Source organism: Microbacterium gubbeenense DSM 15944, from assembly GCF_000422745.1.
In the GTDB taxonomy this organism is placed as follows: Bacteria; Actinomycetota; Actinomycetes; order Actinomycetales; family Microbacteriaceae; genus Microbacterium; species Microbacterium gubbeenense.
The window spans coordinates 61846-81869 of the sequence record NZ_AUGQ01000008.1 but is presented as its reverse complement, the minus strand read 5'-3'; the positions used below and the strand labels follow the sequence as shown (position 1 = coordinate 81869).

The 20024-nt window shown below is 70.8% G+C and carries 17 protein-coding genes; 8 read left to right on the top strand and 9 right to left on the bottom strand.

Features of this window, described 5'->3' with window-relative positions; genetic code table 11:
• Window positions 1–6: 6 nt before the first annotated feature.
• Window positions 7–702, bottom strand: coding sequence for a LysR substrate-binding domain-containing protein (locus G510_RS0107050; RefSeq protein ID WP_036322303.1), 696 nt, complete (start codon window positions 700–702; stop codon window positions 7–9).
• Between the two features lie 71 nt (window positions 703–773).
• Between G510_RS0107050 and G510_RS0107045 the strand changes: the two genes are divergently transcribed.
• Window positions 774–1730, top strand: coding sequence for an acetylxylan esterase (locus G510_RS0107045; RefSeq protein WP_029153059.1), 957 nt, complete (start codon window positions 774–776; stop codon window positions 1728–1730).
• A gap of 155 nt (window positions 1731–1885) precedes the next feature.
• Here G510_RS0107045 and G510_RS0107040 read toward each other — a convergent pair whose 3' ends face one another.
• Window positions 1886–2293: a transferase gene (locus G510_RS0107040; protein ID WP_029153058.1), complete on the bottom strand. Its 408-nt coding sequence runs from the start codon at window positions 2291–2293 to the stop codon at window positions 1886–1888.
• Window positions 2294–2454: 161 nt separating this feature from the next.
• On the opposite strand from G510_RS0107040, the gene G510_RS15810 reads away from it, so the two are divergent.
• From G510_RS15810 to G510_RS15805, 3 genes are all read left to right on the top strand, one after another.
• Window positions 2455–3723 (top strand): winged helix-turn-helix domain-containing protein, encoded by a 1269-nt coding sequence (locus G510_RS15810; protein ID WP_245563249.1) that lies wholly within the window; start codon window positions 2455–2457, stop codon window positions 3721–3723.
• 85 nt (window positions 3724–3808) lie between these two features.
• Window positions 3809–4075 (top strand): hypothetical protein, encoded by a 267-nt coding sequence (locus G510_RS0107030; protein WP_029153057.1) that lies wholly within the window; start codon window positions 3809–3811, stop codon window positions 4073–4075.
• Window positions 4076–4202: 127 nt separating this feature from the next.
• Entirely contained in the window at window positions 4203–4724 is a 522-nt protein-coding gene (locus tag G510_RS15805; protein WP_051216552.1) for a protein kinase family protein, read from the top strand.
• A 3-nt stretch (window positions 4725–4727) separates the two neighbouring features.
• On the opposite strand, the gene G510_RS0107020 is transcribed toward G510_RS15805, so the two are convergent.
• The 6 genes from G510_RS0107020 to G510_RS0106995 form a co-directional block, all read right to left on the bottom strand.
• Entirely contained in the window at window positions 4728–5492 is a 765-nt protein-coding gene (locus G510_RS0107020) for a DNA-formamidopyrimidine glycosylase family protein (protein WP_029153056.1), read from the bottom strand.
• A 103-nt stretch (window positions 5493–5595) separates the two neighbouring features.
• A complete protein-coding gene (locus G510_RS0107015) occupies window positions 5596–10449 on the bottom strand; it encodes an Lhr family ATP-dependent helicase (RefSeq protein ID WP_029153055.1) in 4854 nt (1617 codons plus the stop codon).
• 43 nt (window positions 10450–10492) lie between these two features.
• Window positions 10493–10804 carry a type II toxin-antitoxin system RelE/ParE family toxin gene (locus tag G510_RS19070; protein ID WP_084644252.1) on the bottom strand — a complete coding sequence of 104 codons (312 nt, stop codon included), beginning with the start codon at window positions 10802–10804 and terminating at the stop codon, window positions 10493–10495.
• A 14-nt stretch (window positions 10805–10818) separates the two neighbouring features.
• Window positions 10819–11088: a type II toxin-antitoxin system ParD family antitoxin gene (locus tag G510_RS0107005; protein ID WP_029153054.1), complete on the bottom strand. Its 270-nt coding sequence runs from the start codon at window positions 11086–11088 to the stop codon at window positions 10819–10821.
• A gap of 38 nt (window positions 11089–11126) precedes the next feature.
• The gene (locus tag G510_RS0107000; RefSeq protein WP_029153053.1) at window positions 11127–12806 is read right to left on the bottom strand and encodes a bifunctional 3'-5' exonuclease/DNA polymerase; all 1680 of its coding nucleotides are present in this window, start codon (window positions 12804–12806) and stop codon (window positions 11127–11129) included.
• 9 nt (window positions 12807–12815) lie between these two features.
• Window positions 12816–13775, bottom strand: coding sequence for a LacI family DNA-binding transcriptional regulator (locus G510_RS0106995; RefSeq protein ID WP_029153052.1), 960 nt, complete (start codon window positions 13773–13775; stop codon window positions 12816–12818).
• A gap of 113 nt (window positions 13776–13888) precedes the next feature.
• Between G510_RS0106995 and G510_RS0106990 the strand changes: the two genes are divergently transcribed.
• From G510_RS0106990 to G510_RS0106975, 4 genes are read left to right on the top strand one after another with little or no spacing between them, the layout of a single operon-like run.
• Window positions 13889–15496 (top strand): HAD family hydrolase, encoded by a 1608-nt coding sequence (locus tag G510_RS0106990; RefSeq protein ID WP_029153051.1) that lies wholly within the window; start codon window positions 13889–13891, stop codon window positions 15494–15496.
• Window positions 15497–15513: 17 nt separating this feature from the next.
• On the top strand, window positions 15514–16410 hold the full coding sequence (locus G510_RS0106985) for a DUF8171 family membrane protein (RefSeq protein ID WP_029153050.1): 897 nt from the start codon (window positions 15514–15516) through the stop codon (window positions 16408–16410).
• Entirely contained in the window at window positions 16407–18107 is a 1701-nt protein-coding gene (locus G510_RS0106980; RefSeq protein WP_029153049.1) for an ABC transporter ATP-binding protein, read from the top strand. Before G510_RS0106985 ends, G510_RS0106980 begins: the two co-directional genes overlap by 4 nt.
• Window positions 18104–18937 carry an energy-coupling factor transporter transmembrane component T family protein gene (locus tag G510_RS0106975; RefSeq protein ID WP_029153048.1) on the top strand — a complete coding sequence of 278 codons (834 nt, stop codon included), beginning with the start codon at window positions 18104–18106 and terminating at the stop codon, window positions 18935–18937. The genes G510_RS0106980 and G510_RS0106975 overlap by 4 nt, the downstream gene beginning before the upstream one ends.
• Window positions 18938–19017: 80 nt before the next feature.
• On the opposite strand, the gene G510_RS0106970 is transcribed toward G510_RS0106975, so the two are convergent.
• A complete protein-coding gene (locus tag G510_RS0106970; RefSeq protein WP_029153047.1) occupies window positions 19018–20007 on the bottom strand; it encodes an LLM class F420-dependent oxidoreductase in 990 nt (329 codons plus the stop codon).
• Window positions 20008–20024: the final 17 nt, after the last annotated feature.

Sequence of the window (20024 nt, the reverse complement as noted above, 5' to 3'; positions counted from 1 at the left end):
CGCGGATCAGCGGGACGAGCGTGCCGTTCGACCGCGCGTGACGCCGACGAAGGACTGCACGTCCTCCGCGTCGCGATCGAGCAGCCACGCGAGGACCACGTCCGAGGTCGCGGCCCCGACGAGCGGGCGGTAAGTGGCGTCCTTGCGGTGGTGGAGCCGCGCGAGAGACATCGGCACGACCACGATTCCGGCGCCGGCCGCGGCGGTCGCGATCGCGTCCTCGGTCGTGTCGATGGCGGCGAACGTCGGCGCCTCGGTCGGCAGCCCGAGCTCGCCGAGCACGTCGTCGCGGGGAGTGATGAGCACCTCGCCGTCGAGATCCTGCGGCGTGAGCTCGTCGGCCGCCGCGAGGGAGGAGTCGGCCGACATCACGACGACCGGGGTCTCCTCGTAGAGGGCGATCACGTGCAGGCCGTCCTCTGCGAGCGGGCGCCGACAGATCGCGGCGTCGACGAGGCCCTGCGTGAGCGCCTCGACCTGCGCGTCGAAGGCGATCTCGATCAGCTCGATCCGCTGGTGCGGGCGCTGGAGGCGCCATTGGCGGATCCACTTGCCGGGCGTCGCCCCCGGAACGGCGCCGAGACGGAAGGCGGGGAGCCGAGCCGGGGTCGGGGCGATCTGCTTCGGCTGCTTCTTCGGCTGTGCGGGCTTCGCGGGCGCTCGTCGAACGCGCCCCCCGCGGGATGCCCTGTTCTGCGCCATGACCTCAGAATACGGAACGATCGGCGACAGCGGTCGCGCCGCGTTACGCTCGGCGTGACGAAAGGATCCCCGTGCCGCATTTCGACCTGCCGCTCGAGCAATTGCGCGAGTACCGCTCCGGTGTTCTTCTCCCCGACGACTTCGATGACTTCTGGGCGAGCACGCTCCAGGGCAGCCGCGACGCGCGCGGCGAGACGTACGCACCCGAGGTCGACAACGGGCTCGCGCTCATCACGACGAGCGACGTGACGTTCTCCGGGTTCGCGGGCGATCCGATCCGGGCCTGGTATCACCGGCCCGCGCACGCGGAGCCGACCGCGATCGTCGTCGAGTTCCTCGGCTACTCGGGCGGGCGAGGGCTGGCACACCAGCAGGCCGAGTGGGCGGCGGCAGGATACGGGCACCTGCGCGTCGATACCCGCGGCCAGGGCATGCACCGGGTGCTGCCGGGCGCGACCGCCGATCCGCACGGATCCGAGCCCGCGACGGGCAGCATCACGCGCGGCATCGCGTCTCCGGAGACCTACTACTACCGGCGCGTCTTCACCGACGCGGTGCGCGCGGTCGACGTCGCGCATGAGCTGGCGCCGGGGCTGCCCGTCTTCGTCACGGGCGTCAGCCAGGGCGGCGGCATCGGGATCGCGGCGGCGGCGCTCGGCGACGACGTGGCGGGCGCCCTGATCGACGTGCCGTTCCTGTGCGACTTCCCGCGCGCGATGTCGATCACCGACGCCGATCCGTACGCCGAGATCGTGCGCTACCTCGCGGCGTTCCGCGACCGGGTCGACGACACGTTCCGCACGCTGTCGTACGTCGACGGCGTGAACCTCGCCTCCCGCGCAAGCGTGCCGGCGCTGTTCTCGGTCGCGCTGATGGACGCGGTCTGCCCGCCGTCGACCGTGTTCGGCGCGTTCAACGCGTGGGCGGGCGAGGACAAGGAGATCGTGCACTACGCGTACAGCGGCCACGAGGGCGGCGGCCCGGAGCACCGGCGGCGCCAGCTCGACTGGCTCGCGGATCGCGTCTGAGCTTCTTGCTTGTGCAGGACTACGGCAGATCGGGCCGAGGCCGGCGTTCTTGAGCCGGTGCGGCCCGAATCTGCACCGCGGTGCCGTACTCGTGCGCTCGCGGGCGCAGAAAAGGGCCGCCCACCGGTGTCGGTGAGCGGCCCTTGTCGCGTCAGTTATGCCGCGAGGCGAAACCCGCGGAGGTCGGTGGCGATCTTCTCGCCGTCGAGGATCTTCTCGTCGTCGCCGATGAGCGATCCGCCGGCGACCTGCGCGCGAGCGCCGATGAAGCTGCGGACGCCGATTTTGGCCTTCGCGCCGACGGCCGCCTCGGGGCCGATGTGCGCGTTCGCGTCGATGATGGCGCCCGGGCCGATGATGGCGCCGGGTTCGATCCATGCGCCGGCGGCGATCTGCGCACCCTCCAGCACGTGTGCCCGGGGTTCGATGTACGCACCCGCCTCGACGCGAGCTGTCGCGGCGACCTTCGCGCCGTGCGCGACGAGTCCGCGGCCGTTGGCGTGCTTGCGGTAGCGCAACGTCTCGCCCTGGTCGTCTTCGATGTCTACGTAGTTCTTGCCCACGGTGCCCTTTCCAATCATTCGAGGAGATGGACATTCGGGTAAACGCTCCGGGGAGGAGAGCTATTCCCGTCGAGATAAGGACATACTCACCATTCGCGCAATGCGCACTCTGTGGCCCGGCTATGGTTCTCCTGAGAAAGCGGGCGCGGTACCGTCGAGGGGTGGCAAGGACGACACTTTCGGCAGCGCAGGCGAGGCGCACGGCGCTCGCCTCGCAGGGGCTCGGCGGGGCGAGGGACGGATCCGCGTCGCCGCGCACGCTGCACGCCGGCATCGCGCGCATGGGCGTGCTGCAGATCGACTCGGTGAACGTGTTCGCGCGGTCGCACTACATGCCGATGTTCTCGCGCGCCGGATTCTACGACCCCGCGGCGCTTGACCGCGTCGTGTTCCGGCGCCGCAAGCCCACGCACGTCGAGTACCTCGCGCACGAGGCGGCGTTCATGCCGATCGACGACTGGCCGCTGTGGGGGTTCCGCCGAGAGGCGATCCGCGCCCGCGATGGCCGGTGGGGCGGCTGGGCCGGCGAGAACGCCGAGGTCATCGAGCGCGTGCGGGAAGAGCTCGCCGACCGCGGGCCGCTGAAGCCCAGCGAGATCTCGTCGATCGAGCGCGAGGCGCGGCGCGGGCCCTGGTGGGATTGGGATCACGTCAAGCGCGCCCTCGAACACCTCTGGGGCATCGGCGAGGTCGCGATCGCCGGGCGTGATGGGTTCGAGCGCGTGTACGGGCTCGCGTCGCACGTGCTGCCGGATCGCGTGCTGTTCGACGCGCCGCGGGACGACGCGATCCGGGAGCTCGTGCGCCGGGCCGCGCGGTCGTACGGCGTCGCGACGCTGTCCGACCTCAACGACTACTACCGGCTGCGCGATCAAGCCGCGGTGCGCCGGGCGATCGCCGAGCTCGTCGACGAGGGCGAGCTCGCGCCCGTGCGGGTCGAGGGCTGGGCGCGCGACGCGTGGATCCACCGCGACGCGCGCGTGCCGCGATCCGTGACGCAGGCGAGCCTCCTGACCCCGTTCGATCCGATGGTGTGGTTCCGCGAGCGCGCCGAGCGTCTGTTCGACTTCTCGTACCGGATCGAGATCTACGTGCCGGGGCCGAAGCGGCGGTACGGGTACTACTCGCTGCCGCTCGTCGTCGACGATCGCATCGCCGGGCGCATCGATCTCAAGGCCGATCGGGCCGCCTCGACGCTGCGCGTGCAGTCGGCGTGGTGGGAGTCAGGTGTCAGGCCGGATCCCTCGCGGGTGGCGGCCGAGATCCGCCGCGCGGCCGGCTGGCAGGGGCTGGATGACGTGACCGTGTCGCGCTGGGGCGACGCGGCCGACGACCTCGCCGCATCCCTCGGTGCCGAGCGCCACGAGCATCCGAATGCGTCGGGCGTCTCGCGCTGTTCGCGCGGAGATGAGCCGCAACTGCGGAGCTGATCGTGAAGTCTTTCCGCGGTTGTGGCTCATTTCCGCAAGTAGGGTGCGCGCGGAATCCCATGGCGTCTGAGTTCGAGGAGGAACGATGGGGCTCCGATTTTTGAGCGATGCGGAGGTGCGTTCGCGCTCGCCGGAGATCTGGGACGTATATGTTGAGGTCTTCGGCGACCGAACCTCGTACGACGAGTGGCTCGACGGTATGCTGCTGCGCCACGCGGCGCGGGTGATGCTCGGGCGGAGAAGAGCCATATCTCCGGAGCCGTTCGCGATCTTCCTCCGTCGTTACGGCTCATTTCCGCGGTTGTGGGGCGCGACGGATCTCGTCGTCTCGGGTCCTGGAGGGGGACGATGAGGGGCACGGCGTGCGCTGTTCGCGCGGAAACGAGCCATAACGTCGGACCGAATCGCAGGATCTCTCCGACGTTGTGGCTCATCTCCGACGTTGTGGAACGGCGAGGGCGCGGATCGGACGAGACTCGATGATCCCGAGTGACCTGGCCGGGGTTCCGGAGGGCGCCGAGGCGCCGGCGATCATTGCGGCGCTGCGGGGAGGCGACCAGGCCGAGGCGGTGTGGCTGAACGGCCATGGCGGACTGACCTTTCGGCTGCCCGGACGCCATGCGAAGTGGCAACGCGGAGGCAGCGTGGATCTCGGGCGCGAGGCTGAGCGCCTGCGCTGGGCGAGGCAATACGCGAATGTGCCGCCGGTTGTGTCGTTCACCGCCGGCGATGACGAGCAGCTTCTCGTGACGGAGACGATTGCCGGCACCTCCGCGGTTCTGGATCCGTGGAGCGGGCGCCCGCACGGCGCGGCACGGGCTCTCGGGGCCGGTCTGCGCGCGTTTCACGACGCGCTTCCGGTCGCGGACTGCCCCTGGACGTGGTCGACTGACGAACGGATCGCGACGCTTGCCGACCCTGCCGAGCGGAAGCGGCTCGCGGCGGCGGATCCGGATCCGACGCGCATCGCCTTCTACCGCGATCTGTGGCACACGGAGTAGGGGTCAGGCCGGCTGACAGGTCGGGCACCAGAATACCCGCCTGTCGCGGCCGGGTGCGGCGCCGAGTGATGTTTCGAGAATCACTGTTCCGCACCGGCGACAGGGCAGGCCGGCGCGGCCGTAGACCCAGTGATTGCGGCCGCGGCGGCCGTCGCCGGTGAAGGTGCGCACCGGACGCGTGAGGTTGCTGCGGATCGCGCGGGCGCCGAGTTCCACGAGCTGCGGAAAGTCGTGAAGGGGCGCTGCCGGATCTATGCCGCGCAGGAACAGCAGCTCGTTCGCGTACACGTTGCCGAACCCGGCGACGTTGCGCTGGTCGAGCAGCGCGGTGTGCGCGGGGCGCGGATCCCGCTCGAGGCGCGCGATCGCCTCGCTCGGGTCCCAGGCGGGGCCGAGCGGATCAGGGCCCAGATGACCGATCGCGTTCTGCTCGTCGCGCAGCAGCTCGACGACGCCGAGGTCGAATCCGACCGTCTGCCAGTCGGCGGACGCGAGCACGGCGCGGGCCTGGAAACCCGGGCGGCGCCAGCGCTCGCCGGGGGGATACGCGTGCCACTCGCCCTCCATCTTGAGGTGCGTGTGGAGGGTGACTTCGCCGATGCGGTGCAGGATGTGCTTGCCCACAGCGCGCACGCTGTCGACGCACTGACCGGTGAGGTCCGCCGTCGCGGCCTTCGGAACCCGGAGATCGAAGGTGGTGAGGACCTGGCCGGCGAGCACCTCGTTGAGCCGGCGCGCGGTGCGGTGGGCGGTGTCTCCCTCGGGCATCAGCCGGCCCCGCTTTGCCGAGCGCCTGAGATTTCGGCGAGCGCCTGACGATTTCGGCCGATTCGGCCGGCGGCCGCCGAAATCTCAGGTCCTCGGCGAACGGTCATCGCCGCATCTCCCGGCGCAGGGACAGCCCCTTGGTCGCCTCGACGAACCCGGCGGCGCGGAGGTGGCGGGCGAGCGGTGCGGAGTACGTGCCGACACCGTTGACCTTCTCGACCGTGAGGGTCTCGAGCGCGCGGGCGCGAGCTTCGGTCGCGAGGCCCCGGGCTGCCGCCTCGAGCACGGCGTCGTCGGCGGTGAATGCCAGCACCGTGCGGCCGCCCCGCTCGAGGTACAGCACGAGCTCCCCGTCGATGATCACGACGAGCGCCCCCGCCTTGCGCCCCGGCCGGTGGGTGACCTCGTCGAGCGCGGGCCACGCGAGGGCGGCGCCATAGGGGTTTGCCGGATCCGTCGCCGCGAGCACGCGCGGCGCGAGCGGTGCCGGATCCGCGACCGCCGCGAACGTGCGCAGCCGGTCGACCGTCGTCGACGCGGCGAACTGCGCGGCGCCGAGCTTCTCGATGAGGTAGCCGCGGCGGCAGTGCCCGGCCTCCTCGAACGTCGCGAGCGTGCGGTAGACCTGCGCGAACCCGCCGGGCGCGCCCTCGGTCTGCACGGATCCGCGGGTGACGACGCCGTACCGGTCGAGCATCAGGGACGCGTGCGCCGCGGCCCGCGCCGTGTCGTCGGCGTCGGGAGCCGGGAGCAGCGACCAGCGCCCGCCCGCCGCGGGGTTGCGGGGCGCCGCGGGCCGGGACATGCTCATGCCGCGGAAGGTGCGCGTGCGCGGTGCGCGGCGGGTCGTCTTGTGGCTCTGGGATCCGCCGGCCAGCAGCGTGCGCACGGGTGCGAACGTGTCGTTCGTCGCGCGGCTCGACCACACGAGGCGCCAGAGGGCCTCGGTCACCGACGTCTCGGACACCTCGGCGGCCCCGGCCGCGGTGAGCTGCGCGCGCACCATGTCGGCGATCTGCGCGGCGAAGAATGCGCCGCCGGGGGAGAGCACGCTCGCGACGCGCTCCTCGAGCGCATCGGCCGGCGCGGCGTCCTCCCGCGCGAGCGTGAGGGGCACAGCGTCGCGCGGATGCAGCGCGATCCAGCCGTCTCGGCCGGCGATCTGACCGTGGCCCGACCAGACCACCTCGCCGGCGGCGGTGAGCTCGTCGAGCATCGCCGAGGAGTACCCGGCGACCCGGCTCGGCAGGACGAGCGATTCCCACGCGCTCGCGGGGATCGGCACGCCCGCGAGCTGCTCGACGACCTGCAGCACGCCGTCGACGCCCTCGAGCGGGCGGTCCATGTGGTGCCACGCGGGCAGGAACCGCGCGTAGGCGGCGGGCTCGACCGGCTCGATGGATCCGCGCAGCGCCGCGAGCGAGCGCATGCGGATGCGCCGGAGGCCCTCGGCGTCGCACCACTCGGGCTCTTCCGTCAGCGATGCCGCGGATCCCTCGGGCAGGAAGAACCCGCTGACCGCGCGCCCGCTGGCCTCGAGCCGGTGGAGCGCGTGCCGGGCGACGGCGGCGCCGACGCCGAGCCGGGCGGCCAGATCGGTGACGGTGAAGGGGCCGTGCGTGCGCGCGTAGCGGCTGACGAGGTCGCCAAGTGGATCGGCCAGCGGTTCCGTGAATGCGACCGGCACGCCGACGGGAAGGGCCGTGCCGAGGGCGTCGCGCAGCCGACCGGCGTCTTCGATGGCCGCGTACCGGTCGTCGCCGGCGATGCTGACGCGGATCGCGCGCTTGCTGCGCACGAGCTCGTCGAGGTGCGCGGTCGCTTCCGGGATGTCGGCGTGGTCGGGCGTGGTGTCGTCGGGGACGGTATGCGGATCGTTCGCCGGGTTCGTTGACGCGGTGGGCTCCGCCGGGCTAGCTGACGCCGTGCCGTCACGCGGGTGACGGTCGCCGTCACGCGGCTCATTCGGGTGCGCCGTCGTCCCTGCTTCGAGCCGCTCAGCCACCTCCTGCGCGGTCAGCGGCCCGAGCAGCCGCAACAGGTCGGCGACGCCCTCGATGCCCCTGACGCGGCGGTCGGCCGCGAGCCGCTGAACTTCGAGTTCGTACCGCACGACGATGTCGGGGTCGAGCAGCTCGCGCATCTCGACGCGGCCGAGTAGCTCGCCGAGCAGCGCCGGATCGACCGACAGAGCCGCCGCCCTGCGCTCGCCGAGCGGCGAATCGCCCTCATACATGAACGCGCCGATGTAGCCGAACAGCAGGTCGCGCGCGAACGGCGACGGCTGCGCGGGCTCGGACTCCACCAGGCGGATCCGCCGCTCGCCGATGCCGCGCGCGAGCCGAACGAGCGATGGCAGGTCGTACACGTCCTGCAGCACCTCGCGCAGGGTCTCGAGGATCACGGGGAACGTCGGGTGGCCGCGCGCGACCTCGAGCAGCGCCGCCGAGCGCTGCCGCTGCTGCCACAGCGGCATGCGCGTGCCGGGCCGAAGCCTGGGCATGAGCAGCGACCGGGCCGCGCACTCGCGGAAGCGCGAGGCGAACAGCGCGGATCCGCCGACCTCATCGGTGACGATCTGCTCGAGCTCGTCGGGATCGAAGACGAACAGCTCGGCGCCCGGCGGATCGGCCTCGGCGTCGGGGATGCGCGCGATGATGCCGTCGTCGCTCGCGACCGCGGATCCGTCGACGCCGAGTCGCTCCCGTATACGCGCGTTCACGGCGAGCGCCCATGGTGCGTGCACGTGCATTCCGTAGGGGGAGTGCAGGATGATGCGCCAGTCGCCGACCTCGTCACGTCCGCGCTCGACGTTGAGCACAATATCGGTCGGCAGCGCGCCGGTGGCCGCGAGCTGCTCTTCGAGGTGCGCGAGCAGGTTGGTGCGGGCGCTGTCGTCGAGGCCGGCTTCGCGCAGGCGGTGGTGCGCGGTCGCGGGCTGCGCCGCGGCGACCTCGCGGGTGAACTTCCCGAGCGCCTCGCCGAGCTCGGCCGGGCGGCCGAGGCTGTCGCCCGTCCAGAACGGCACCCGCCCCGGCTGCCCGAACGCGGGCAGCACGTTGACCCGGTCGTGCGTGATCTCGACGATGCGCCAGCTCGTCGTGCCGAGGGTGAAGACGTCGTTCACGCGCGACTCGTAGACCATCTCTTCATCGAGCTCGCCGACTCGCGCGTTGCGCGTCTCGCCCGCGATGAAGACGCCGAACAGGCCGCGATCCGGGATCGTGCCGCCGCTGGTGACCGCCAGACGCTGCGCGCCGGGGCGGCCCTCGAACACGCCGCGATCGCGATCCCACACGATGCGCGGGCGCAGCTCGGCGAATTCGTCGGACGGATATCGCCCGGCGAGCAGGTCGAGCGTCGCCTCGAACGCGCTGCGCGGTAGCGAGCGGAACGGCGCGCTGCGACGCACCGACTCGAACCAGCCCTCCACGTCGACCGAATCGAGCGCCGAGGCGGCGACCGTCTGCTGGGCGAGGATGTCGAGAGGATTCTGCGGCACCGCGATCGCCTCGATCGCGCCCGACAGCATGCGTTCGGTCACGATCGCCGTGTGCAGGAGGTCGCCGCGGTGCTTAGGGAAGAGATCCGCTCGGCTGATCTCGCCCACCTGGTGGCCCGCGCGCCCCACGCGCTGCAGGCCGCTCGCGGCGCTCGGGGGCGACTCGACCTGGATCACGAGGTCGACCGCGCCCATGTCGATGCCGAGCTCGAGGCTGCTCGTCGCGACGACGCAGCGCAGGGCGCCCGACTTCAGCTCCTCCTCGACGATCGCGCGCTGATCCTTCGACACGGATCCGTGGTGCGCCTTCGCGAGCACCGGTGCGACGCCCGCCGTCTGCCCGGACTGCGCCGGCATCGCCGCGGCCTGGGCGGGCGGCGGCGCCTCGAGGCCGAGGCGGTCGGCGTAGATCTCGTTGAGCCGCCCCGTCAGCCGCTCGGCGAGGCGGCGCGAGTTGGCGAACACGATCGTCGAGGAGTTCTCGAGCACGCGGTCGACGATCGCCTCCTCGACGTGCGGCCAGATGGACCCCGTGACCTCCCCGTTCGTCGCCTCGGGCATCGTCTCGCCCGTGCCGGGCGTGCCCTCCCAGAACCGGTCGTCGGCGGGCGCCATCGGATCTCCGGAGCTCGCGCCCGAGAGATCCGCGCGGTGCGACGCCTCCCGCGCCCCGGCGGGCGGCGGGTCGGTCATGTCGTCGACCGGCACGCGCACGGCGAGCTCGAACGTCTTCGACGCGCGCGGGGCGACGATCTCGACCGGCGCGGACCCGCCGAGAAAGCCCGCGACCGCGTCGATCGGCCGCACGGTCGCCGACAGCCCGATGCGCTGCGCGGGCCTCTCGAGCAGGTCGTCGAGCCGCTCGAGGGAGACCGCGAGGTGCGCGCCGCGCTTCGACGAGGCGACCGCGTGCACCTCGTCGACGATGACGGTGTGCACCTCGCGCAGGGTGTCGCGCGCGCTCGAGGTGAGCATGAGGAACAGCGACTCGGGCGTCGTGATCAGGATGTCGGGCGGATTGCGCAGCATGCGCTGCCGGTCGCGCGGGGGAGTGTCGCCCGACCGGACGCCGACCGACACCTCGGGCGGATCGACCCCGAGCCGCTTCGCCGCCTGCGTGATGCCGACGAGCGGCGACTGCAGGTTGCGCTCGACGTCGACGCCGAGCGCCTTCAGCGGCGAGATGTAGAGGATCTTCGTGCGCCGCTTCGTGCGCTTCTGGGTGCGGCCCTCGAAACCGGGCAGGGTCTCGGCCGCGCGATCCTCGCGGAACACCCGATCGAGCGCCCAGAGGAAAGCGGAGAGCGTCTTACCGGAGCCGGTCGGCGCCACGACGAGCGCATGCCGCCCCGCGGAGATCGCCGCCCACGCGCCGGTCTGCGCGTCGGTCGGCCGCGCGAACGCCCCGCGGAACCACGCCGCGGTCGGTTCGCTGAAGCTCTCCAAGATGTCCACGAATCCATCCTGCCGCGAACCTCAGACATTCGAGCGTGCTGCGTTACAGGTGCCGCGGGAGATCCATCGATTCGTGGAGCACACGAAGGATGTGGACGGCGTCATTCTCTAAGAGGTACGCCACGATGTGGCGCGGGTGTTTTACGCGCGATCGGTTGGACGAAGCGAGATGACGGATGAGGAGGCCGCGTCGAATCGCAGAGACCGTGTGAGACCCGGCGCCGTGCGGCGCCGATGCGATATTGATCAGCGTCTCAGTGATCAGCGACTCGTACCGACGCGCGGCCTCTTTCCCGAAGTCGGCCCGGCTGCGCGTCACGGCCTGAGCGATGTCCTTCGCAGCTGTGGCCGTTATGCGGAGGGCCTATGTCATGCTGCTCGGTCAGTGAGTCCGCGGATGAAGTCACCGACCTCATCGGCCGACAGCTCTGCGTAGCGGCCGGCGTCGATATCGGCGAGACCGACCTCGACCGCGTCGGTGAGCTGCTTGAGTCTGCCGCGGTAGTCGAGCTCGCGCTCTTCGAGCAGACGCACGCCCTCGCGCATCGCCTCGCTCGCGTTCTGGTATCGGCCGGATGCAACGAGCGCGTCGACGAACCCCTGCTGGTGTTCGGTGAGTACGACATTTCGCGTAGGCATATCTCCACGGTACTCCCGTTGGCAACTTATGCCAACGACTACTTCGCCGCGCTGTTCCCGGTGGTCACATCGAGCGGGAAGTCGATGGGGAACGACCCGAACAGCAGCCGTCCTGCGGCCGCCGCGGACTCCTTCAGCGCGGTCGCCACCATCTCCGCCTGCTCCTCGGGCGCGTGCACGATCACCTCGTCGTGCAGGAAGAATGCGATGTGGGCGCGGCGCCCGAACACGGGGCCCGACGCATGCGCGGCGCTCCGCGGATCGATCGCGGGAAGCCGCGCGAGCCGCAGCCGCAGGTCGGCCAGCCATGCGAGCGCCCATTCGGCGGCGGTGCCCTGCACGACGAAGTTGCGGGTGAACCTGCCGTGGTCGCGCGCCGAGCGCTGAGCCCGCTGCTCGTCCGCCGCGGTCGCGTCCGCGGCGAGCGCGCGCGACTGGATCCGTCGGGCCGCGTCGTCGAGTGCGGGCGAGGTGCGCCCGAGCCAGGTCGACACGGATCCGCCGACTTCGCCCGTCTTCGCCGCACCGTCGACAAGGCCCATCGCCCGCGGAAACGCGCGGCGCAGGCGCGGCACGAGGCGCCCGGAGTCACCTGTCGTCGCGCCGTACATCGCCCCGAGCATCGCGACCTTCGCCTCGGCGCGCGTCGGGATCGCACCGCTCGCGACGACGCCGTCGTACAGATCCCGTCCGTAGGCGGCCTTCGCCATGCGCTCGTCGCGAGCCATCGCCGCGAGCACGCGCGGCTCGAGCTGCGCGACGTCGGCATCGACGATCACCCACCCCGGATCCGCGCGGAGCGCCCCGCGGAGCTGTCGCGGGATCTGCAGGGCGCCGCCGCCCGCGGCCGCCCAGCGCCCCGTCACGACACCCCCCGGCACATAGACGGGTCGGAATCTGCCGCCGTGCACCCAGGTGTCGAGCCAGGCCCATCCGTTCGCCGTGAGCAACCGCGCGAGGCGCTTATATTCGAGCAGCGGCATGATCGCGGGGTGGTCGACCTCCTGCAGCTCCCACTTGCTCGTCGACGAGACCTGCAAGCCCGCCGCCCGCAGTGATCGCAGCAGCTGCGTGTGCGAATCGAGCGACAGCAGCGGATCCTCGAGCGCCGCCCGCACCTCGCGGGCCAGCCGCGCCATGTTCGCGGGAACCCCGCCCGGGCCGCGCGCACCGAGAACGTCGTCGAGGATCCCCTCATGATGCGCCCCGTCCCACGGCACGCCGGCCGTGCGTGCCTCGGCCGCTACGAGCGCGCCCGCCGACTCGGCGGCGAGCAGCAGGCGCATCGGCCCCGGGTCGGCGGCCGCACCGAGCGCAGCGTCCTGCCGCTCGAGCTCGCGCAGCACCTCGCCCAGATCGTTGCGCCGCGGGCGGTCGAGATCGAACAGTGCCGGCGCGTGCTCCTCATCGGGCGCTGTCCAGTCGACGTCGCTGTCGAGACCCGCACCCGGCACCGCGTTGGTCAGAATCGCGTGGCACAGCCGCAGGTCGTGGCACCGCTCGACGCGCACGCCGGCCGCGAGCAGCTGAGGATACGTCTCGGCCGTGCTCGCCCACACCCAACGCACCGGGCGCTCCGCCTCCCGGGCGGCGACCCACGCGGGGAACTCCGCCGCAGCGATCGTGCGGCTCACCCCGCCCGGCGCGGCCGCGACGATCCGTCCCTCGCTCGAGCGCCCGATCGCGATGCGCGGTGCTTCGCGCCAGGGGTCGGACATGCCCCCAATCTATCCGCGGACCGCGCCCGTCGAGCCCCGCACGACCAGCGTCGGCGGCACGATCAATCGCTCGGGCGGGCTCGCGCCGAGCATGGCGAGCACTTGAGTCATCGCCGCCGTGCCCATCGCGCCGCGCGGCTGGTCGACGCTCGTCAGCGCGGGTCGCAGCAGCCCCGCGAGCTCGGTGTTGTCGTAACCGATCACCGACAGCCCCTCGGGCACGCGGATTCCGCGGTCGGCCGCGTGCCCGAGCACGTTCGCCGCGATGCGATCGTTTGCGGCGAAGACGGCCGTGAGCCCGGATTCGTCGGAGAACAGCGAACGGACGTCGTCGAATTCGCGCGGATCCGCGACGAGAGAACGGTAGACGTCGCGCCTCGCGCGAGACGCGGGGCGAGCAGATCCGTACGCGAACCCGATGCGCTCGTGGCCGAGTCCCCGGAGGTGTGCGACCGCGAGCCGCGCACCTCGCTCGTCGTCGTTGCGCACCCAGCCGGCATTGTCGGGCACCGATTCGGGGCGACCGACGACCACGAGCGGCACGCGCGAGGCAGCGGGGGCGAGATCTGTCGCATCGAGATGCCCCGTCACGGCGATGATCGCGTCGACACCGAGATCGATCAGGCTCTGCAGTCGGCCCCTCAGCAGAGTGCGATCCCGCCGTCCGTGGCTGAGGATCACGCCGAAGCCCGCTTCGTGCGCGGCATCCTCGATCCCGTTGACGATGTCCGTGTGGTACTCGTTGCGCAGGTCGGTCAGGAGCACTCCGACGAGGTCGCTGCGACCGCTGACAAGCCGCTGCGCCCATCCGTTCGTGCGGTATCCGAGCCGGTCGGCCGCGTTCTGGATGCGCTCTCTGCTCGCGGCGCTGACGCCCGCTTCGCCGCGCAGGGCCGCGGAGACGAGCGACTTCGACACGCCCGCCGCACGCGCGACGTCGACGATCGTCGGTCGGGGCGAGGCGGGCACAGATCCAGTGTGCCGGATCGGCGGTGCAGCGGATCGAAGACGCTCTGGAACGTTCCGGATCCGTTCACCTGCGAGCCGCGCGAACGTCACCCCGCGCTCGTAGCGTCTTCCTCGTGACCCACGCGACAACGATCCGGAACGTTCCAGATGCCATTCTCCTCGACTTCGGCGGGGTGATCTTCCAGACCGCGAAGAACGCGGGCGGCTCTCGTGCGGTTGCGGTGAAGCACGCCGCCCGCATGGATCGCGCCGGGATCGGCGTCACTCCCGAGCGTCTCGAGGCCGCACTTCGCGCCGGCCTCGTGGCGCTCAAGCACTGGAAGCACGCTCAGAGCCGTAGGCTCGCCCCGACCGAGCTCGCACCGCGCGAGATCGTCGGAGACTTCCTCGCGAGCGACCTGCCCGCCGCGGCTCGCGAACTTCTCATCGCCGAGGCGGGAGATCTCCTCCGCGATCTCACGCGCATGCTTTCCTCGCACGCGCTGCGGCCCGGCATCCCGGAACTCCTCGACTTCGCAGACGATCGCGGGATCCCCGTCGGCATCGTCTCGAACGCGCATTCCGGGCGCAGCCACCGAGAGGTCCTCGCCGAGCACGGCCTTGAGGGCCGTTTCGCCGTGCAGTGCTACTCCGACGAGGTCGGCCTGCGAAAGCCGCACCCGGGCATCATCGCTCTCGCAGCGGAGGCGTGCGGCGCGATTCCCGAGCGATGCTGGTATGTAGGTGACACGCAGGACCGCGACGTCGTCGCCGGTCGCCGTGCCGGAGTCGGCGCCGTGATCCTCACCCGCAGCCACCACACGGACGACCCGCCGTTCGCCGTCACCGACCGCGCCGACGCCGTCTACGACACCCCGGAGGGCGTCGTCACGGCGCTGCGCGAGGCGTCCGGATCTTCAGCGCCGCTGGCGGAACCGGGCCCGGACCGCGGGGGGCCCGCTCTGCTCATCGACCACGGCGGGGTGATATCGCAGTCGGAGCGCGACCCGCACGCGATCCATGCGTTCGCCGGTTGGCTTGCGGCGCTGCTGTCGCCGGACGGCGAGGCCCGCGTGAGCGCCGAGGAGGTCGAGAGCCTCGTCGCGTCGGCGCGCATACGGCATTCGGAGTTCAAGCGCCGCGTCAGGCGGCGGGATTCCGCGGCCGATGCGTCTCGCATCCCGGAGGTCGAGCCGGTCGAGTTCTGGCGCGACTGGTTCGGCGCCTCTCTCAGCCCCCGACAGCGGGCGGTGCTCGCGGCCGAGGCGCACGACATCATGGCCCGTTACGGGCTCGCGAAGTCGAAGCGCAGGCTGCGAGACGGGATCCGTGAACTTCTGGAGGCGTGCCGCGCCGAAGGGATCCCCGTGGTCGTCGTCTCGAACACCATCAGTGGGCGTTCGGTGCGCGCCGCGTGCCGCGACCATGGGATCGACGAGTTCATCGCCGCATACGAGTGCTCGGACGAGGTCGGAACGCGCAAGCCCGCCGCGGCGCTCACCGATCGCGCGCTCACGATCGCCGGCGCCGACCCCGCGCGTGCCGTGTTCCTCGGCGACAAGCCTGAGAACGACGCTGTCTCGGCGCGACGGGCCGGCATCACGTGCCGCGTGCTCGTTCGCGGCGGATCCACCGCAGATGCCGATCTCGACGCCGCCGCGGCCGACGGGCTCGCCACACACGTCGTCTCCGACCCGCGCGATGTCATCGCCCTCCTCACGACCGCCGTCCCCGCACTCTGAACCGAAGGATCGCCGCCATGACTCTCACTTCCACTGACGACCGCCGCGGTCAGCTCCGCGGATCCGGATCGCCCGCTGCCTCGACCCCGCAGAACCTCATGGTCTTCGTGCTGTCGATGGCGCTGTTCGGGCTCTCGAACATCCTGCTCGAGGTGATTCCCGACATCACGATCGGCCCCGTCGACTTCTCGGTGAGCTACTTCGTCTTCGTACCGATCACCCTCGCCGCGCTCGTCAGCCCGTTCTGGGTCGCGCTCGGCGCCCCGCTGGGCGAGATCGTCTTCACCGACCTGCTGATGGGCGACTTCTCGGGCCTGGCCGAGGTCGAGGGGTTCATTCAGATGTTCCTCGCGGTCTACATCGCCGGATCCGTCATCCGCAACCCGCTGAGCAAGCTGCAGGTCTCGATCGGCGCTCTTCTCGTCGTCATCATCGACAAGTTCCTCTCGACCGTCGTCGATCTCGCGAAGGTCGTCGTCGGCGTCGAAGAGGCCGAGTACGTCAAGGGCCTGCCCGAATCGGTGCTGCTGCTCGAGGGCATCGGATTCGTCGTCGACATCCTGATGTCCGGCGTGCTCTTCGGCATCATCCCCGCGCTCTGGCTGGTGCCCGCGCTCTACGGGCGCATCGAGCCGATGCTCGGCCTGCAGCCGCGCGAGCCGGGTCGCCGGGTGCCCGGATCAGCGCCGAAGTCGGCATGGTTCATCCTCGTCGCCGCGCTCGCGGCCATCGTGTCGTTCTTCTTCGCCTTCTTCGAGGCGTGGGACATCGAGATCGGAGCCGTCGATGGAGACTTCCGCGAACAGTTCGGCAACGGGTTCCTGTGGATCAGCGTCGCGGCCGTGATCGTCGTGCTCGCGCTCGCCGCGGCGCTGTTCGTCGGCTGGCGCCGCAAGAAGCGGAACGCGCGATGACGGATCCGGTGATCGAGGTCCGCGATCTCAGCTTCCGGTATCCGGGTGCGGCGCGCGACACGCTGCGCAACGTGAACCTGACGATCGAGCGGGGCGGCTTCGTCGCGATCGTCGGCGGGAACGGATCCGGCAAGACGACGCTCTGCAAGACGTTCAACGGGCTCGTGCCGCACTACTGGTCGGGCGAGTTCGCGGGGGCGGTCGTCGTGTCCGGACAGGACACGTGGGCGTCGTCGGTCGCACGGCTGTCGTGGACGGTCGGCTACGTCTATCAGGACTTCCAGAACCAGCTCGTGCGCCCCACAGTGCGCGACGAAGTGGGGTTCGGCCCGATCAACTTCGGGTTCGACGACCATGCCGTGCGCACCGCGGAGGCACTCGAGGCGGTAGGGATCTCACACCTCGCCGACCGGTTCGTCTGGCAGCTGTCGGGCGGTCAGGCCCACCGCGTCGCTCTCGCATCGGTGCTCGCCCTCCGGCCGGAGGTGATCGTCGTCGATGAGCCGGTCGCCGAGCTCGACCCGGTCGCCGCGCACGACGTGTACGAGTGCCTGACGACGCTCAACCGAGAGCGCGGCATCACCGTCATCACGATCGAGCACCACGCTGAGTTCATCGCGCAGTACGCGCGCTCGGTTCTGCTGATGAGCGACGGCGCGCCCGTGTGGCACCTGCCGGCGCGGGAGGCGCTCGCGCGATCGGGCGAGCTCGCCGAACACGGGATTCCTGCGCCGCAGGTCGTCGATGCGCTCAGTCGAATGGGGATCGACGACGTCGCCCGAGGAGTCACCGAGGCCGCGGACCTGCTGCGCGCCAGCTGCATCGAAGCGCGTGACCCCGCGGCGCCGATCCTGGCGCCGCAGGAGCAGCAGAGGCGCGTCGTCGCCGAAGCGCGAAGCGTGACCCATGGCTTCCGCAGCGTATCGGGCGAGATCGAACCCGTGATCCGCGATCTCGACCTGAAGCTTCACGAGGGCGACCGGGTCGCCTTCATCGGCGGGAACGGCGCGGGCAAGACGACGCTGATGCGTCTGTTCGCGGGGATCCAGGTGCCCCGCTCGGGCGACCTGTTCCTCACCGGAGAGAACACGCGGTCGAAGCGCGCGGGCCGGCTCGCCGAGCGCGCCGCATATCTTTATCAGCACCCCGAGCGCATGTTCCTCAAGCCGAGCGTGCGCGATGACGTCGAACTGTTCCCGCGCAGTCGCCGGGATCCTGAGACCGATGAGATCGTTGCGCGGATCCTCGAGCGCGTGCGCCTGACGGATCTCGCGGATCGCGATGGTCGCACGCTCTCGGGCGGCCAGCAGCGTCGCGCGACGCTCGCGATCGGACTCGCCATGCGCCCCGACCTGCTGCTGCTCGACGAGCCCACCGCGAGCCTCGATGTCGCGAGCCGCGACGACGTGACCGCCATGCTCACCGAGCTGAGCGGACAGATCTCGTGCGCCGTGATCGCCACCCACGACATGCACCTCGTCGCGGAGTGGGCCAGCCGCGTGATCGCGCTCGACGGCGGTCGGATCATCGCCGACTGCCCGCCGCGCGAGCTGTTCGCCGATGGGGCGCTGCTCGAGGCCTCGAGGCTCGTGCCGCCGCAGGTCGTCCAGCTCGGAAAGGAACTCGGCATGGATCCGCTTCCCCTCACGGTCGCCGAGTTCGAGGCGCACCTTACGACCACAGGTGCGCGCGCATGAGCGTCGCGCGCAAACAGCGCGATGTGCTGAGCGTCGAGTGGATCAAGCTCGAACTGATCCGCACCGCCTACTCGACGCGCGGCGGTCTGTTCGCCGCAATGGATCCGCGCGCCGTGCTCGGCTGGTACCTGATGCTGGCGCTCGCGCCCTGGTTCACGCACAACCTCACGACGATCGGGAGTCTCTTCTTCATCGGCGTGCTCTCGGTGGCGTTCGCACGCGTCGGACCGCTCGTGCTCGGGCTGTTCGTCATCGGGCTCGGATTCGAGCTGATCTACCTCGTGCTCGCCGCGACGGTGTTCGGGGGAGACTTCATGACCTTCGTCGCCCTGACCGAGGTCACGGCGAAGATCGGCGTCGTCTCACTCGCGAGCCTTGCGGCGTTCGTGTCGCTGGATCCGGAGAAGCTCTCCGACGCACTGCTCGCCCTCAGGTGTCCGCCGACGATCGCCTTCGCCGTCTCGTACGGGTACCGCATGATGCCGATCCTCGTCGAGGAGTTCTCGACCGTGATGGAGGGCTACCGGCTGAGGCAGCTGCCGCCCGCGAAAGCCGGCCTGCTCGGCTGGCGGCACCTCGCCCATTGGGCGACCCTCGTCGTGAAAGCGTTCTACCCGATCTTCCTCAACACGGCGAAGTCGGTGCGCACGACGGTCGAGGCGCTCGAGGCGCGCGGGTTCACCTTCGCCACGATCGACAAGCGGGGCCGTCGGATCCGCATTGCGGGGCTCCGTTACGGGTGGCTCGACCTCGCGGTGGTCCTCGCGACGGCGGGCCTCATCGCCGCGAGCTTCGCGGCGGGCGCCCAGTGGCCGATCCATCGCGTATGACGCGGCCGCGAGCGATTCCGGCGACGCCCGCGGACCCTCCCTCGGCCTCGAGGATCCGTTAGCGTCACCGGAAGCGTGCGTCAGGACAGCTCCGGGATGACCTTCTTCTCGAACAACTCCACGCCGCTGGTGTCGTACGCGAACTCGGGGAAGTAGCTGATCGTGTAGTCGGATCCGGCGTCCCCCAGCGCCTGGAGGTGCTCCGAGACCTGCTCGACCGTTCCCACCGCCGGGTTGCCGTCGTACTTCGACATCTCGCGGGCGAATCCGTCGTCCGACAGGTGCGGCTTCACGCGCGCGGCGATCGCGGCGACGCGGTCCTTGACCTCCGCCTCGGTCTCGCCGATGACGATGTTGTTGTTCGTCGAGCGCACGATCTCGGAGTAGTCGCGGCCGACGGCATCGCAGTGATCGCGCAGGATCTCGCTCTTCCGCGTGAACTCGTCGAGCTTGCCGTTCGCGAAGTTCGTGTACTGCGCATACCTCGCGGCGATGCGCAGCGTGACCTTCTCGCCGCCGCCCGAGATCCAGAACGGGATTCCCGGGCGCTGGATCGGCAGCGGACGCACGATCGCGCCGTCGACCTGGAAATAGCGGCCGTCGAGCGTCGCGGATCCGGTCTCCCACGCCTGCTTCATGATCTCGACGCCCTCGCGCAGTGCGCGCAGGCGGTCGCCGATCTCGGGGAAGCCGTATCCGTACGCGTTCCACTCGTGCTCGTACCAGCCGCCGCCGATGCCCATCTCGACGCGTCCGGCGGACACGTGATCCACGGTCGCGGCGACCTTCGCGAGATAGGTCGGGTTGCGATAACCCATGCAGGTGCACATCTGTCCGAGGCGCACGCGCGAGGTCGACGCGGCGAACGCCGACATGAGGGTCCACGCCTCGTGGGTCGCCTCCTCGCTCGGCTCGGGCGTGGTGTGGAAGTGGTCGTAGACCCAGATCGACTCCCACGACCCCTCGTCCGCGCGCTGCGCGAGCCGCTTCATGGTGTTCCACTGCTCGGACGGGTCGATGCCGACCAGGTCGAAGCGCCAGCCCTGCGGGATGAATATGCCGAATCTCATGGCGCCAGGCTAGCGGC